The organism is Pseudomonas sp. 7SR1 (assembly GCF_900156465.1).
Classification (GTDB): domain Bacteria; phylum Pseudomonadota; class Gammaproteobacteria; order Pseudomonadales; family Pseudomonadaceae; genus Aquipseudomonas.
Map to the genome: position 1 here is coordinate 1,263,473 of NZ_LT707064.1, position 14,526 is coordinate 1,277,998.

General features: G+C 61.4%; 14 protein-coding genes. 11 read left to right on the plus strand and 3 right to left on the minus strand.

Features of this window, described 5'->3' with window-relative positions; all coding sequences use genetic code 11:
* Nucleotides 1-22 precede the first annotated feature (22 nt).
* The 6 genes from BW992_RS05795 (at nt 23) to BW992_RS05820 (ending at nt 5,942) form a co-directional block, all read left to right on the plus strand.
* Nucleotides 23-1,216 (plus strand): SfnB family sulfur acquisition oxidoreductase, encoded by a 1,194-nt coding sequence (locus BW992_RS05795; protein ID WP_072397712.1) that lies wholly within the window; start codon nt 23-25, stop codon nt 1,214-1,216.
* The gene (locus BW992_RS05800) at nt 1,216-2,574 is read left to right on the plus strand and encodes an LLM class flavin-dependent oxidoreductase (protein WP_072397711.1); all 1,359 of its coding nucleotides are present in this window, start codon (nt 1,216-1,218) and stop codon (nt 2,572-2,574) included. The genes BW992_RS05795 and BW992_RS05800 overlap by 1 nt, the downstream gene beginning before the upstream one ends.
* 70 nt (nt 2,575-2,644) lie before the next feature.
* Complete coding sequence (locus tag BW992_RS05805) at nt 2,645-3,454, plus strand: MetQ/NlpA family ABC transporter substrate-binding protein (RefSeq protein ID WP_076405744.1); 810 nt, start codon at nt 2,645-2,647, stop codon at nt 3,452-3,454.
* Between the two features lie 2 nt (nt 3,455-3,456).
* Nucleotides 3,457-4,581 carry a methionine ABC transporter ATP-binding protein gene (locus BW992_RS05810; RefSeq protein ID WP_076405747.1) on the plus strand — a complete coding sequence of 375 codons (1,125 nt, stop codon included), beginning with the start codon at nt 3,457-3,459 and terminating at the stop codon, nt 4,579-4,581.
* Complete coding sequence (locus BW992_RS05815; protein ID WP_072459154.1) at nt 4,571-5,215, plus strand: methionine ABC transporter permease; 645 nt, start codon at nt 4,571-4,573, stop codon at nt 5,213-5,215. Before BW992_RS05810 ends, BW992_RS05815 begins: the two co-directional genes overlap by 11 nt.
* A 97-nt stretch (nt 5,216-5,312) precedes the next feature.
* Nucleotides 5,313-5,942: a class I SAM-dependent methyltransferase gene (locus BW992_RS05820; RefSeq protein ID WP_072431794.1), complete on the plus strand. Its 630-nt coding sequence runs from the start codon at nt 5,313-5,315 to the stop codon at nt 5,940-5,942.
* 160 nt (nt 5,943-6,102) lie between these two features.
* Here BW992_RS05820 and BW992_RS05825 read toward each other — a convergent pair whose 3' ends face one another.
* Nucleotides 6,103-6,669, minus strand: coding sequence for a transporter substrate-binding domain-containing protein (locus tag BW992_RS05825; RefSeq protein ID WP_072431768.1), 567 nt, complete (start codon nt 6,667-6,669; stop codon nt 6,103-6,105).
* A gap of 132 nt (nt 6,670-6,801) precedes the next feature.
* On the opposite strand from BW992_RS05825, the gene BW992_RS05830 reads away from it, so the two are divergent.
* Nucleotides 6,802-7,227: a DUF4399 domain-containing protein gene (locus tag BW992_RS05830; protein ID WP_072397778.1), complete on the plus strand. Its 426-nt coding sequence runs from the start codon at nt 6,802-6,804 to the stop codon at nt 7,225-7,227.
* A 110-nt stretch (nt 7,228-7,337) separates the two neighbouring features.
* Here BW992_RS05830 and serA read toward each other — a convergent pair whose 3' ends face one another.
* The gene (serA, locus tag BW992_RS05835) at nt 7,338-8,567 is read right to left on the minus strand and encodes a phosphoglycerate dehydrogenase (protein WP_072397706.1); all 1,230 of its coding nucleotides are present in this window, start codon (nt 8,565-8,567) and stop codon (nt 7,338-7,340) included.
* Between the two features lie 204 nt (nt 8,568-8,771).
* Here serA and BW992_RS05845 point away from each other — a divergent pair, with 204 nt between their 5' ends.
* Both BW992_RS05845 and BW992_RS05850 read left to right on the plus strand, forming a co-directional pair.
* Complete coding sequence (locus tag BW992_RS05845) at nt 8,772-10,166, plus strand: FAD-binding oxidoreductase (RefSeq protein ID WP_072397705.1); 1,395 nt, start codon at nt 8,772-8,774, stop codon at nt 10,164-10,166.
* Between the two features lie 22 nt (nt 10,167-10,188).
* Nucleotides 10,189-10,854 carry a fumarylacetoacetate hydrolase family protein gene (locus BW992_RS05850; protein WP_072431770.1) on the plus strand — a complete coding sequence of 222 codons (666 nt, stop codon included), beginning with the start codon at nt 10,189-10,191 and terminating at the stop codon, nt 10,852-10,854.
* A gap of 80 nt (nt 10,855-10,934) precedes the next feature.
* Here BW992_RS05850 and BW992_RS05855 read toward each other — a convergent pair whose 3' ends face one another.
* A complete protein-coding gene (locus tag BW992_RS05855) occupies nt 10,935-11,828 on the minus strand; it encodes an FAD-dependent oxidoreductase (protein WP_197685715.1) in 894 nt (297 codons plus the stop codon).
* A 663-nt stretch (nt 11,829-12,491) separates the two neighbouring features.
* On the opposite strand from BW992_RS05855, the gene BW992_RS05860 reads away from it, so the two are divergent.
* Together BW992_RS05860 and BW992_RS05865 are read left to right on the plus strand one after the other, a co-directional pair.
* Nucleotides 12,492-13,412, plus strand: a complete 921-nt coding sequence (locus BW992_RS05860) for an SdiA-regulated domain-containing protein (RefSeq protein ID WP_076405751.1) — start codon at nt 12,492-12,494, stop codon at nt 13,410-13,412.
* A 122-nt stretch (nt 13,413-13,534) separates the two neighbouring features.
* Nucleotides 13,535-14,452, plus strand: a complete 918-nt coding sequence (locus BW992_RS05865) for an SdiA-regulated domain-containing protein (protein ID WP_072397701.1) — start codon at nt 13,535-13,537, stop codon at nt 14,450-14,452.
* The last annotated feature ends 74 nt before the right edge of the window (nt 14,453-14,526 follow it).

Here is a 14,526-nt window from a genome sequence, read left to right on the forward strand (position 1 = left end):
CCCGACTTCTGGAGTTACGCACATGACGCTTTCCCAACACGTCGCGGTGATCACCAGCGACGAACAAGCCCTGATCGTCGCCAGCGACCTGGCCGAAGATTTCAAGCGCGACAGCGCCTTGCGCGACCGCGAGCGCCGCCTGCCCTACCCTGAACTGGAGGCGTTTTCCCGCTCCGGCCTGTGGGGCATCAGCGTACCCCGGGAATATGGCGGCGCCGGTGTTTCCAGTGTCACGCTGGCCAGGGTGGTGGCCCTGATCGCACGGGCAGATGGCTCACTGGGGCAGATTCCGCAAAACCATTTCTACGCGGTGGAAGTCCTGCGGGTGAACGGCAGCGAAGCGCAGAAACGCCGCCTCTACGCCGAAGTGCTGGCCGGGCAGCGGTTCGGCAACGCCTTGGCGGAACTCGGAACCCGGACTGCCCACGACCGCACCACCCAACTGCGCCGCGACGGCGGCGGTTATCGCATCAACGGGCGCAAGTTCTACGCCACGGGAGCGATCTACGCTCAGCGCATCCCCACGTCGGTGGTGGATGAAAACGGCGTGCAGCAGTTGGCGTTCGTCCCGCGGGACAGCAAGGGGCTGTCGGTCATCGACGACTGGAGCGGCTTCGGCCAGCGCACCACCGGCAGCGGTTCGGTGGTGTTCGAAGATGTCTGGGTCGAGGCCGAGGACATCGTGCCGTTCCAGAGCGCCTTCGAGCGCCCCACGCCGGTCGGTCCACTGGCGCAGATCCTCCACGCCGCGATCGATACCGGCATCGCCCGCGCCGCTTACGAAGACGCCTTGCATTTTGTCCGCAGCAAGACCCGGCCGTGGATCGATGCCACCAGCGATATCGCCACCGAAGATCCACTCACCCTCAAGAGCTTCGGCCAGTTGGGCAGCCGCCTGCATGCCGCCGAGGCGTTGCTGGAGCGCGCTGGCGAGTTTCTCGACCGGGCCCAGGCCGACCCTCATGCCGAAACGGTCGCCGCGGCCTCGATTGCCGTGGCTGAAGCCCGGGCCATCAGCACCGAGGTTTCCCTGGCCATCGGTAGCACATTGTTCGAGCTGGCCGGCAGCCAGGCAACCCTGGTCGAACACGGCCTGGATCGTCACTGGCGCAACGCCCGGGTGCACACCCTCCACGACCCGGTGCGCTGGAAATATCACGCCGTGGGCAATTTCTACCTCAACGATGAGAAACCGCCGCTGCGAGGAACCATCTGATGGCGCAGGGCAAGAAGAAGATCCTGCTCAATGCGTTCAACATGAACTGCATCGGGCACATCAACCATGGCTTGTGGACTCACCCTCAGGACACGTCGACCCAGTACAACACCCTCGAATACTGGACCGGCCTGGCACAACTGCTGGAGCGCGGGTTGTTCGACGGCTTGTTCATCGCCGATGTGGTGGGCGTCTACGACGTCTACCAGCAATCGGTGGAGGTCACCCTCAAGGAGTCGATCCAGCTGCCGGTGAACGATCCCCTGCTGCTGGTCTCGGCGATGGCGGCTGCCACCCGCCACCTGGGGTTCGGCCTCACCGCCAACCTGACCTATGAGCCGCCGTACCTGTTCGCCCGGCGCATGAGCACCCTCGACCATCTGAGTCGCGGCCGGGTCGGCTGGAACATCGTCACCGGCTACCTGGACAGCGCCGCCCGGGCCATGGGCCTGGCCGCCCAGGTCGAACATGACCGCCGCTACGACCAGGCCGATGAATACCTGCAAGTGCTCTACAAGCTCTGGGAAGGCAGTTGGGAAAACGACGCGGTGCTCAACGACCGGCAGCGGCGGATCTACGCCCAACCGGAAAAAGTGCACAAGGTCCGGCACCAGGGCGAGTTCTACCAGGTCGAGGGCTACCACCTGTGCGAACCGTCGCCCCAGCGCACGCCAGTGTTGTTCCAGGCCGGCAGTTCGGAGCGCGGCCTGGCGTTCGCCGGGCGGCATGCCGAGTGTGTCTTCATCAGTGGCCAGGACAAGGCCGCGACCAGGAAGCAGGTGGACAAGGTACGCGCCAGCGCCGTCCAGGCCGGGCGCAATCCCGAGGACATCAAGGTGTTCATGGGCCTGAACGTGATTGTCGGCGAGACCGAAGCGGCAGCCTGGGCCAAACATGCCGAGTACCTGGGCTACGCCAGTGCCGAGGCCGGGGTCGCACATTTTTCCGCGTCGACCGGCATCGATTTTTCCCGGTATGAACTGGACGAGCCGATCCAGTACGTGAAGAGCAACGCCATCCAGTCCGCCACCCGGATCCTGCAGGCCAACGACTGGACCCGGCGCAAGCTCCTGGAGCAACACGCCCTGGGGGGACGCTACATCACCGTGGTCGGTTCGCCCGGGCAGGTGGCCGACGAGCTGGAATCCTGGGTCGCCGAGGCCGGTCTGGATGGCTTCAACCTGACCCGCATCGTGACGCCCCAGAGCTATGTGGATTTCATCGACCTGGTGATTCCCGAGCTGCAGCGACGCGGGTCGTACAAGACCGAATACGACGACGGCACCCTGCGGGAAAAACTGTTCCGCACGGGGGCGCATTTGCCCGAACGACACACCGGTTCGACCTACCGACACTGACCCGTTCGGACCGAGAACAGGGTGGACCACGAAAGTACACACTTCACCATAAATGACTGGAATTACCGACATGACCATGCAACGCCTGACCCTGCCAGTCAAAGCACTGGCCCTGGCCCTCGGCCTGTTCAGCTCGGCGCTGTTCGCCGCCGACGCACCGTTGAAGATCGGCACCACCGCTGCGTTCGCCATTCCCCTGGAAGCTGCCGTGGAGGAGGCCGGCAAGCAGGGCCTGAAGGTCGAGCTGGTGGAGTTCAGCGACTGGATCGCGCCCAACGTCAGCCTGGCCTCCGGCGATATCGACGTGAATTATTTCCAGCACATTCCGTTCCTGGAAAACGCCAAGGCCGCCGCCGGTTTTGACCTGGTGCCGTTCGCCCCGGGCATCATCAACAACGTGGGTCTTTATTCGAAGCGCTTCAAAAGCTTCGACGAACTGCCCGAAGGCGCAAGCGTCGCCATCGCCAACGACCCGATCAACAGCGGCCGCGGCTTGCAATTACTGGCCAAGGCCGGGCTGATCACCCTCAAGCCGGGCGTGGGCTACAAGGCCACCGAAGAAGACATCGTGGCCAATCCGAAGAAACTCCGGATCCTGCAAGTCGAGGCCGTGCAACTGGTGCGGGCCTATGAAGACGCCGACCTGGTGCAGGGCTACCCCGCCTACATCCGCCTGGCGAACACCTTCGACGCCACTTCCGCCCTGCTGTTCGACGGACTCGACCACAAGGAATACGTCATCCAGTTCGTGATCCAGCCCAAGAGCAAGGACGACCCACGGCTGATCAAGTTCGTCGACATCTACCAACATTCGCCCGCCGTGCGCACAGCCCTGGACAAAGCCCATGGCAAGCTCTACCAGGCCGGCTGGGAAGGTTGACCATGAATGCCATCAATGCTCGACTCAGGCTTGAAACACCCCCTCTCCAGAGCGCCGAACACACCGAGCTGCATCCGCAATTGAACCGCGCCCATGTGCGCTTCATCGGCGTAGGCAAGACCTACAGCGGCAGCCAAGGGCCGGTGGCCGCGCTGCAGGGCATCGACCTGGCGATCCAGCGCGGCGAAGTGTTCGGCATCATCGGCCGCAGCGGGGCCGGCAAGTCTTCGCTGATCCGCACGATCAATCGCCTCGAACAGCCCACCAGCGGTCGCGTGCTGATCGATCAGGTGGACATCGGCGGATTCGATGAGGACCAGTTGGTAGCGCTGCGTCGACGTGTCGGCATGATCTTCCAGCACTTCAACCTGATGTCGGCCAAGACCGTATGGCAGAACGTCGAGCTGCCCCTCAAGGTGGCCGGCGTGCCCAAGGCGCAGCGCCAGCGCAAAGTCCATGAACTGCTGGAGCTGGTGGGCCTGCAAGGCAAGCACAAGGCCTACCCGGCGCAGCTGTCGGGTGGCCAGAAACAGCGGGTAGGCATCGCCAGGGCCCTGGTGCACGATCCGCAGATCCTGCTTTGCGACGAGGCCACCTCGGCCCTGGACCCGCAGACCACCCAGTCGATCCTGGCCCTGCTGCGCCAGATCAATCGACGGCTGGGCCTGACCATCGTGCTGATCACTCATGAGATGGCGGTGATCCGGGAGGTCTGCGACCGCGTGGTGGTGCTCGATCAAGGTCGAATCGTCGAACAGGGACCGGTCTGGGAAGTATTCGGCAACCCGCGACATGAAGTCAGCCGGACACTGCTGGCCCCATTGCAACAGGCCCTGCCAGACGAACTGCAAGGCCGCCTGCAAGCGCAACCGGCGTCGGCGGATGCCGCTGCGGTGCTGCGCCTGCAATTCACCGGCACGGGGCATGACGAACCGGACCTCGCCGCCTTGTTCAGCGCCTTGGGCGGACGGGTGCGATTGCTCCAGGGCGGCATCGAACGGATCCAGGGGCACGGTCTCGGACAATTGCTGCTGGCGGTAAGCGGCTCGGCGTGGAATGTCGAGCAATTGCGCGAGCGGGCCGGCCAGTGGGCACAGCGAGTGGAGGTGTTGGGTTATGTGGTTTGATCGGTTATTGCAGGGTCTGGTCGATACGTTCCTGATGGTGGGCGTGTCGTCGCTGATCGCGCTACTGGCGGGCATTCCGCTGGCGGTGATCCTGGTCACCAGCGGCAAGGGCGGGATCTACGAAGCGCCGGCGCTGAACCGCGCCCTCGGTGCGTTCGTGAACCTGTTCCGCTCGATCCCCTTCCTGATCCTGATGGTGGCACTGATCCCGTTCACCCGGTGGGTCGTCGGCACCACTTACGGCGTATGGGCCGCCGTGGTGCCACTGACCATCGCCGCCACGCCGTTCTTCGCCCGCATCGCGGAAGTCAGCCTTCGGGAAGTCGACCACGGCCTGATCGAGGCCGCCCAGGCCATGGGTTGCCGGCGCAGGCATATCGTCTGGCATGTATTGCTGCCCGAAGCGCTGCCAGGCATCGTCGCGGGGTTCACCATTACCCTGGTGACCATGATCAACTCCTCGGCCATGGCCGGAGCGATCGGTGCCGGCGGCCTGGGCGACATCGCCTACCGTTACGGCTACCAGCGTTTCGACAGCCAGGTCATGCTCACGGTCATCGTGCTGCTGGTGATGCTGGTGGCGCTGATCCAACTGAGCGGGGATCGACTGGCGCGGCGGCTGAACAAGCGCTGAGTCAAATGAGGGCGCAACCTGCAGGAACGCGGCTCCTGCAGGTGACGCGCTCATGATGCGGTATAGTCGGCCCCTGATCCCAATCAAGCCAGTGGCCATGAAACACACACCCGACGACCTGCGCGCCATCACCACCACGACCCTGGGCCACTACACTGCCGTGGCCGAAAGCTTCCGCGAAGGGACCCGTGACCACGACGTCAGCCAGAACATCGATGCGCTGCTGCGGCATATCCAGGGCCCGGCCCCCTTCCACATTCTCGATTTCGGCTGCGGCCCCGGTCGTGACCTGCAGACGTTCACGCGCATGGGCCATGTCGCGATCGGCCTCGATGGTTCACCGGCATTCGCCCGTATGGCGCGCCAGGACAGTGGCTGCGAAGTGTGGCAACAGGACTTCCTGGAACTCGACCTGCCGGACGAGCGCTTCGACGGGATCTTCGCCAACGCCGTCCTGTTCCATATTCCCGTCCAGGAACTGCCCCGGGTGCTCAAGCAGTTGCGCGCCACGCTCAAGCCCGGCGGCGTGCTGTTCAGCTCCAACCCACGGGGTGAAAACCAGGAAGGCTGGAACGGCCAGCGTTTCGGCGCCTACCATGACCTCGCGGCCTGGCGCGCCTTGCTCACGGAGGCGGGCTTCGTGGAGCTGGAGCACTACTACCGGCCGGCGGGGTTGCCACGGGAACAACAGCCTTGGTTGGCAAGTGTCTGGCGCAGGCCTGCTTAGGATTGGAGGACGCCATCGCGAGCAAGCTCGCTCCCACACTCGACCCGTCGTGAACTCATGATCGGTGAGCACCGCAGCTCCAGTTTGGGAGCGAGCTTGCTCGCGATAGCGGTCCAACAGTCAATGAAGCTTGATGGTTTAGCCTCATCGCCTGGAAGCTTCACTCCTGTTTTTTCAACCACTTCTGCGACAGCTGCTCCAGCCTCCCGTCCTCCTTGATACGCGTCAACGCGTTGTCCAGGCTGGCCTTGAATGCCGGATTGCCCTTCTGGAACGGAATCACCAGGCTTGGCGCAGGCTCGTTCTCTTCCTCCGGCTGGAACGACTGCGCCATCACCAAGGGACGTTGCTCCGGCTCCTTGCTCGCCAACAATCGAGCATCCGGTTGACTGTACGTGGCGCTGGTATCGAAACGTTCTGCCAGTTCCGGGGTCAGTGCTATGTGGTTGATGGCGACATCGTATTTGCCACTTTCCACGCCGCTCAAGAGGTCTGCGGCATCGGTCACCACGAAATCGGCACGGACATCGAGTTCACCGGCCAGCATCTGGCCCAGCTCCACTTCAAAACCGGTGAGCTTGCCGTCTTCCTTGAAGTTGAAAGGGGCCGTGTCGGCTTCGAGGGCAATGCGCAGTTCACCGCGGTCGTTGATATCGTCGATCAGTTCGGCATGGGCCAAGGGGCTCAAAAGGGGTAGCAGGCAAATCAGGCCAGGCAGAAAGCGCATGGTCGCTCCTTTGAATTTGTACAAGCGACGCTCGTTCAGGCTCGCTTTGCTATGGTTGTCGCAGGCTTCGACAACGAATGGTCATGAAGTTGTCATGGCCAGGCGGATTTCATGGAAAAACTGGAGAAGAAAATGAAAAGCTTTATGTCACGTGCAGTGTTGACTGGCCTGTTGTTGGGGACTTCGATGCTGGCTGTAGCGGCGACCCCCGCTCCAAAAGGCGCGCAAGTATTCATCGTTTCCCCGGAAGACGGCGCCACCGTTCCCCAGGAGTTCAAGGTCAAGTTCGGGGTAAAGGGCATTGCCCTGGCCCCAGCCGGTGATGTGACAAAGAACACCGGGCACCACCATCTGCTGGTCGATGTGGACAAACTGCCCGCCGCGGGTGCGCCGATCCCCACCGACGCCAACCACATGCACTTCGGCAAGGCACAGACCGAAGCCACCATCAAGCTGGCCCCGGGCAAACATACCTTGCAGCTGGAACTGGGCGATACCGGTCATATCCCGTTCGAACCCCCGATCGTATCCAAGAAAATCACGGTGAACGTGAAGTAACACGAGAACTGCTGACACGGCATGCCTGGTGTCAGGCAAAAAAAACGGGAGCCCCTTGCGAGGCTCCCGTTTTTATCGCAGGCCAATCTCCAGCTTGCAGCTCAGTCGCCTCAGAACAGCACGCGGCAGCGGATGGTGCCGTTGACGTGTTGCAGCTTCTCCTGGGCCAGGTCCGAGTATTCGGCATCGACGTCGATCACGACGTAGCCGACTTTCTCGTTGGTCTGCAGGAACTGACCGGAAATGTTGATGCCGTTTTCGGCGAAGACCTTGTTGATCTCGCTCATCACGCCCGGGATGTTCTCGTGGATGTGCAGCAGGCGGTGCTTGCCAGGGTGTGCCGGCAGGGCCACTTCCGGGAAGTTGACCGACGACACCGAAGTACCGTTGTCGCTGTACTTGACCAGTTTTTCCGCCACTTCCAGACCGATGTTGGCCTGGGCCTCGGCAGTGGAACCACCGATGTGCGGGGTCAGGATCACGTTGTCCAGGCCACGCAGCGGGCTTTCGAAGATATCGTCGTTGGAGCGGGGCTCCACCGGGAACACGTCGATGGCGGCGCCGATCAGGTGCTTGTCCTTGATCGCCTCGGCCAGGGCCTCGAGCTTGACCACGGTGCCACGCGCGGCGTTGATCAGGATGCCGCCCTTCTTGATCGCACGGATTTCCTTCTCGCCGATCATCCACTGGGTCGCCGGGGTTTCCGGAACGTGCAGGGTGACGATGTCGGACATACCCAGCAACTCGTGCAGGTCATTGACCTGGGTGGCATTGCCCAACGGCAGCTTGGTCACGGTGTCGTAGAAGAACACCTGCATGCCCAGGCCTTCGGCCAGGACAGACAGTTGGGTGCCGATCGAGCCATAGCCGACGATACCCAGCTTCTTGCCGCGGATCTCGAAGGAGTTGGCGGCACTCTTGATCCAGCCGCCACGGTGGCAGGAAGCGTTTTTCTCGGGGATACCGCGCAGCAGCAGGATCGCTTCGGCCAGCACCAGCTCGGCGACGGAACGGGTGTTGGAGTACGGTGCGTTGAACACCGCGATACCGCGCTCGCGGGCCGCGTCGAGGTCAACCTGGTTGGTGCCGATGCAGAAGCAGCCGACCGCTACCAGTTTCTTGGCGTGGTCGAAGATCTCTTCGGTCAATTGGGTACGGGAGCGAATGCCGATGAAGTGAGCATCGGCGATCTTTTCCTTGAGCTGGGCTTCCGGCAGAGAACTGGTGATGTACTCGATGCTGGTGTAGCCCGCCGACTTGAGGACGTCGACAGCCGATTGGTGGACGCCTTCGAGAAGAAGGAACTTGATCTTGCTCTTATCGAGAGAAGTCTTGCTCATCTGCGTAAACCTGTGTCCCGGAGAAAAATGGCAGGGAATCGGACAGCGCATGCTGGCCCGACGGCATGACCGCCGTCGCCGCAGTACAGCCGTTGGGCACTACGCTGCGGGGTCGGTATGCTAGCATATGCACCCCGCTAAACACTCATTCCTGCGACGTGAAGCGTTCTCAGGATGACCATGAATTGTTCGAGAGTTCTGTCGATGACCAATCCTTCCCGGATAGATGAACTGAAGACCTTGGTTGAACCTGGCAAGGTCTTGACCGACGCCGACTCCCTGAACGCTTATGGCAAGGATTGGACCAAACACTTCGCCCCCGCCCCCACCGCCATCGTCTTCCCCAAGACGATCGAGCAGGTCCAGGCCATCGTCCGCTGGGCCAACGAGCACAAGGTCGCCCTGGTACCGTCGGGCGGACGCACCGGGCTCTCGGCCGCAGCCGTGGCGGCCAACGGTGAAGTGGTGGTGTCTTTCGACTACATGAACCAGATCCTCGACGTGAACCTCACCGATCGCACTGCGGTGTGCCAGCCGGGCGTGGTCACCGAACAGTTGCAGAACAAGGCCGAAGAGCACGGCCTGTATTATCCAGTGGATTTCGCATCGGCCGGATCCAGCCAGATTGGCGGCAATATCGGCACCAATGCCGGCGGTATCAAGGTCATTCGCTATGGCATGACCCGCAACTGGGTCGCGGGCCTGAAAGTCGTCACCGGCAAGGGCGACCTGCTGGAACTGAACAAGGACCTGATCAAGAACGCCACCGGCTATGACCTGCGGCAGTTGTTCATCGGTGCCGAGGGCACCCTCGGTTTCGTGGTCGAAGCCACCATGCGCCTGGACCGGGCGCCGAAGAACCTCACGGCGATGGTACTCGGCACCCCGGACTTCGACTCGATCATGCCGGTGCTCCATGCATTCCAGGGCAAGCTCGACCTGACCGCATTCGAATTCTTCTCCGACAAGGCCCTGGCCAAGGTCCTGGGCCGGGGCGACGTACCGGCGCCGTTCGAGACCGAATGCCCGTTCTACGCCTTGCTGGAATTCGAAGCCACTACCGAAGACGTCGCCAATCACGCCCTGGAAACCTTCGAGCACTGTGTGGAACAGGGCTGGGTACTGGACGGCGTGATGAGCCAGAGCGAAACACAGCTGCAGAACCTGTGGAAACTGCGCGAGTACATCTCCGAAACCATTTCCCACTGGACACCCTACAAGAACGACATCTCGGTGACCGTCTCGAAGGTGCCGGGATTCCTGCGGGAAATAGATGCGATCGTCGGCGAACACTATCCAGACTTCGAAATCGTCTGGTTCGGTCACATTGGCGACGGTAACCTGCACCTGAATATCCTCAAGCCGGAAAACCTCGAGAAGGATGAATTCTTCGCCAAATGCGCCACCGTGAACAAATGGGTCTTTGAAACGGTGGAGAAGTACAACGGCTCGATTTCCGCGGAACACGGCGTAGGCATGACCAAGCGTGACTACCTGACCTACAGCCGCTCACCGGTCGAGATCGAATACATGAAAGCCGTCAAGGCAGCGTTCGATCCGAACGGCATCATGAACCCGGGCAAGATCTTCGCTGTTTGAATCAACGAACCAGGAGTCGGTAATGAGCTATCAGCACCAGTATGTCGACGGTACCCGCATTCATTTCCCGGTAGGGAAAGTGGTGTGCATTGGCCGTAACTATGCCGAACACGCCAAGGAGCTGGACAACCCGGTCCCTACGGAACCCCTGCTGTTCATCAAGCCGGGCAGTTGCGTGGTGCCACTGGAAGGCGGCTTCAGCATCCCTGTCGAACGCGGCTCGGTGCACTACGAAGCGGAAATCGCCGTGCTGATCGGCAAGCCATTGTCCACCCGGCCGAGCGTCGAGGAAGTACTGGACGCCATCTCCGGCTTCGCCCCTGCCCTGGACCTGACCCTTCGGGACAAGCAGGCCGAGCTCAAGGCCAAGGGCCTGCCATGGGAAATCGCCAAATCCTTCGACGGCGCGGCGGTGATCGCCCCGTTCGTGTCCAACGCCACCTTCGTCGACCTGACCGACATTCCCGTGCGCCTGACTATCAATGGTCAAGTGCGCCAGGATGGCAACAGCAGCATGATGCTCAACCCCATCGTGCCGATGATCCAGCACATGGCCGGCTGCTTCTCGCTGCAGGCCGGCGACGTGATCCTCACCGGCACCCCGGCGGGCGTCGGCCCGTTGAACGTGGGTGACGAGCTGGTGCTGGAGCTGCCGGGCGCTTGCCGCTTCGAAAGCAGCGTCCGCTGAGAGCCATTCGACTGGCAGGGGCTGGCTCGCCAGCGCCCTGCAGAAGGTCGTTTCTTCCAATCTGAAGCCGACTCAACGCTTCAGCAGCGCATCCTCGAAACATATGCCGCCACCTGCTCGACCACGGCTATTGCATCAGCGTAATCCGGCTCGTCGTTGCTGTTATCGAAGCTTCCTGCATCGTCCATGTTCTGGATCAATACGCCATCGCGACGAGGCATGACCAGGAAGTCCTGCGCCCGCAGCCCATACCTGACTTCGGGTTGCGGTACCAGGCGCACTGTCTGTCCACGCACAGGAATTATCGTGTGGTCGTTGAACAACAGCTTCGCGCCATACCCTGTCGCGTTGATCAACGTGTCTTCGGGCAACACCAGGAGTTCATCCGGATGGGTAAACTCCTGGATTTTTATCTGGCCTCCCGCGTCCAGGAAATCAGTCATCAGCGAGCTGGCGTAAGACGTGATGTTGAACATCAAGCTCGTCCATCCACGCGCGTAAGGCGCAGGAAACGGATGGCTTCCAGGTGGCAGCTCCACTTGAGGGGGCAAGAACTTCCTGGCGAACTCCGCATATTCGGGCTCCCAGGCATCTTTTGTTCGCGCCGGCTTTTCCTCGGACGAGAATGGAACATCGGACAACCTGTAGCCATTGACCCACTCGATCGAGCTGCCAGGCAGTTGCGCCACACGTTGGAATTGGCTGAATGAAGCATCCGCCATCTCGTTCCAGCGCGACGCCCAAGCCGGGCCATGCTGGACGTCGCAGAACCGGGAATCGGGCGACCATATTCCCGTGGCGCCCATGGACGGTACCCCGGGAGGAAGGGCCTTGGCATAGATGCAGACAGATAGACCCGCTTGCTGGGCCAATAGCGCAGAGGTCAGGCCAAGCGGGCCGCAACCGATGACGCCGACAGCGCGAAGCGTTTCTCGGCCGGCCGAGGCGGCGTATGCCAGGCGTAGCGCCTGCATGCTCGATCCCCAGCTCAGTGACCAGCCACAACCGCCATGGCCATAGTTATGAACGATGAGTTTCGACCCTAGCTGTTGCGCCTCGATACGCGGCCCGGCATGACGGAAAGGCCGTGCACAAGCGTATACTCCGGCTATCCGGCCCAGGTGCGCGTTGATCGGCCTGAGCTCTTCACAAGCTGGGGGAGCGGCGGGAAAGAGCGGTCGGGGCCCCTGTGTCTGAAGCTGCCTGCAGCTCAGCAGTATTGAAGTTGAAGCCAGAGCCAACGTCCCACCCAGAACAAATCGGCGTCGATTCACACATCATCCCTGTTTTTGATCGATATTGATGGTGCCTGGATCGGCAGGCTAGGTTAGCTGCTCCCCTCACTCAACGACTTTTGAATTGCATGATGTGTAGCCAGGGGCGCTCCGCACATCCCTTGACCATCAGGTTGAGGCGTCCGCGACAAACGCTGCCATCGCGCACTGATCGTCTGACGAAACACCATGGGCAAAACCGCTGGCGAAAAAAAACACACTGACGAACGGCTGGATCACAAGGCATTGCCGCCATTTACCGTTTTTTTCACATCCTATCTGGATAATTCCTGGGCTTGCGGCGTCTGAGCCGGTCCCAATCGTGGTATTACCCTCAGCCTGAATTCTGGAATACACCTCTCGATGGCCACCCCACCAATGCCCGCCCTTAAAGTTGCCCGCCGCCCGCGCGTTCTCACCGGCTGGTATGTCTGGTCTTTGCTGGCCGCCGTCGCGTATGGCCTGGCATTCGCGATGCATTGGGACGATCGCGGCATGTTGTGGCTGTCGGAACATTTCAAGAGTCCGGCCCAGCGCCAGGACAGCATCTGGCTACCCGACTACCGCGCGGTGATCGATGCCAAGCCATTGCCGGGCATGGAGAAGGACGAAGCGTCCGACCTGACCTATAACCCGCAGACCAAGACCCTGTTCGCCGTCATGGGCAAGAACCCGTTCCTGGTGGAGCTGACGCTGCAGGGTGAGGTGTTGCGCAAGATGCCACTGGTGGGCTGGAACAATCCCGAAGGTGTGTCATTCATGGGCAATGGACTGCTGGCCATTACCGATGAGCGCTCGCATTCGCTGTCGATCGTCCAGGTCGATGCGAATACGCGCGAGCTGAACATCGCCGACTTCCCCCAGTACGACCTCGGCCCATCGGAAAACCAGAACAAGGGATTCGAGGCGGTGGCCTGGGACCCACGCAACCAGCAACTGGTACTGGGCGAGGAACGTCCAGCGGCGTTATTCATCTGGAAAAGCAACGGCAGCCAGTTGCTCAAGGGCGATAAACAGATCCATGCCAGCGATGAACTGGACCTGCGCAACCTGTCGGCCCTGGCGATAGACCCGCGCACTGGCCATACGCTGGTGCTGTCGTCCGACTCGCATTTGTTGCTGGAGCTGGATGAGAAAGGCCAGCAGGTCAGCTTCATGACCCTGCTGGGCGGTTTCAACGGGCTGAAGGATACGGTCCCTCGCGCCGAGGGCGTGACCCTGGATGAGGCCGGCAATCTGTACATGGTCAGCGAGCCGAACCTGTTCTATCGTTTCGAGAAATAAGCTGATCGGCCAGCTCTGTAAGGTAATTCGTCCTTCGCTGTAGGGTGTGGCACACCGCCATTAAGCTTCAGTTCAGGCAGGCGTGATATTTCAACCCCCTGTTCTTATCCGAGCCCACCCTCATGCGCCGACTTGCCCGTCCCAAGCCCTTGATTCTGATGCTGCTGGCGATCGCCCTGATCGTCCTGATCGCAGCGGGTCAATACCTGCGTCTGTTCGAGCGCGCCTGGTTCAACCTCAACACTTTCTGGCAGCCCACCAGCGAGCAAGCCATCGGCCTCGACCAATACCGCGTCACCCTGGAAGCACAGGTGATCGAAGGGCTGGATGACGATGTCTCGGCACTGACGTTCGATCCGGTCCGCAAGAGCCTGTTCACGGTTACCAACAACAACGCCGAACTGATCGAACTGTCCCTGGACGGCAAGATCCTGCGGCGCATGGCGCTGATCGGTTTCGGCGACCCGGAGGCGGTGGAGTTCATCAGCGAAAACACCTACGTCATCAGTGACGAACGCCAGCAGCGCCTGATCAAGATCCACCTGGACGAAGACACCCGGTTCCTCGATGCCGCCGATGCGGAGCAGATGACCCTTGGCGTGCACATGAGCGGTAACAAGGGATTCGAAGGACTGGCTTATGACTCGGTGGGCAAGCGGCTGTTCGTGGCGAAGGAACGCGACCCGATGCTGATTTATGAAGTCCAGGGGTTCCCTCATCACAAACCAGAAAAGTCCTACGCAGTTCACGTCATCAATAACCCCAAGCGCGATGCCGGGCTGTTCGTGCGCGATCTCTCGAGCCTGCAATACGATGAGCGTAGCGGCCATTTGCTGGCGCTGTCCGATGAGTCGCGACTGATCATCGAGCTGGATATCGACGGTCGCCCGCTGAGCACGCTGTCCTTGAGCAAGGGTCGCCAGGGCCTGCAAAAGACCGTGCCCCAGGCCGAGGGCGTTGCCATGGACGACGACGGCAACCTCTATGTGGTGAGCGAGCCGAACCTGTTCTACGTGTTCAAGAAGCCGCAGCCCGATTGACAGGAATCGAAATGCTGTGGCGAAGGGATTAGCGAAACGTCGCATCTCCCCTCGTCACGACAGCGCCAGTCACA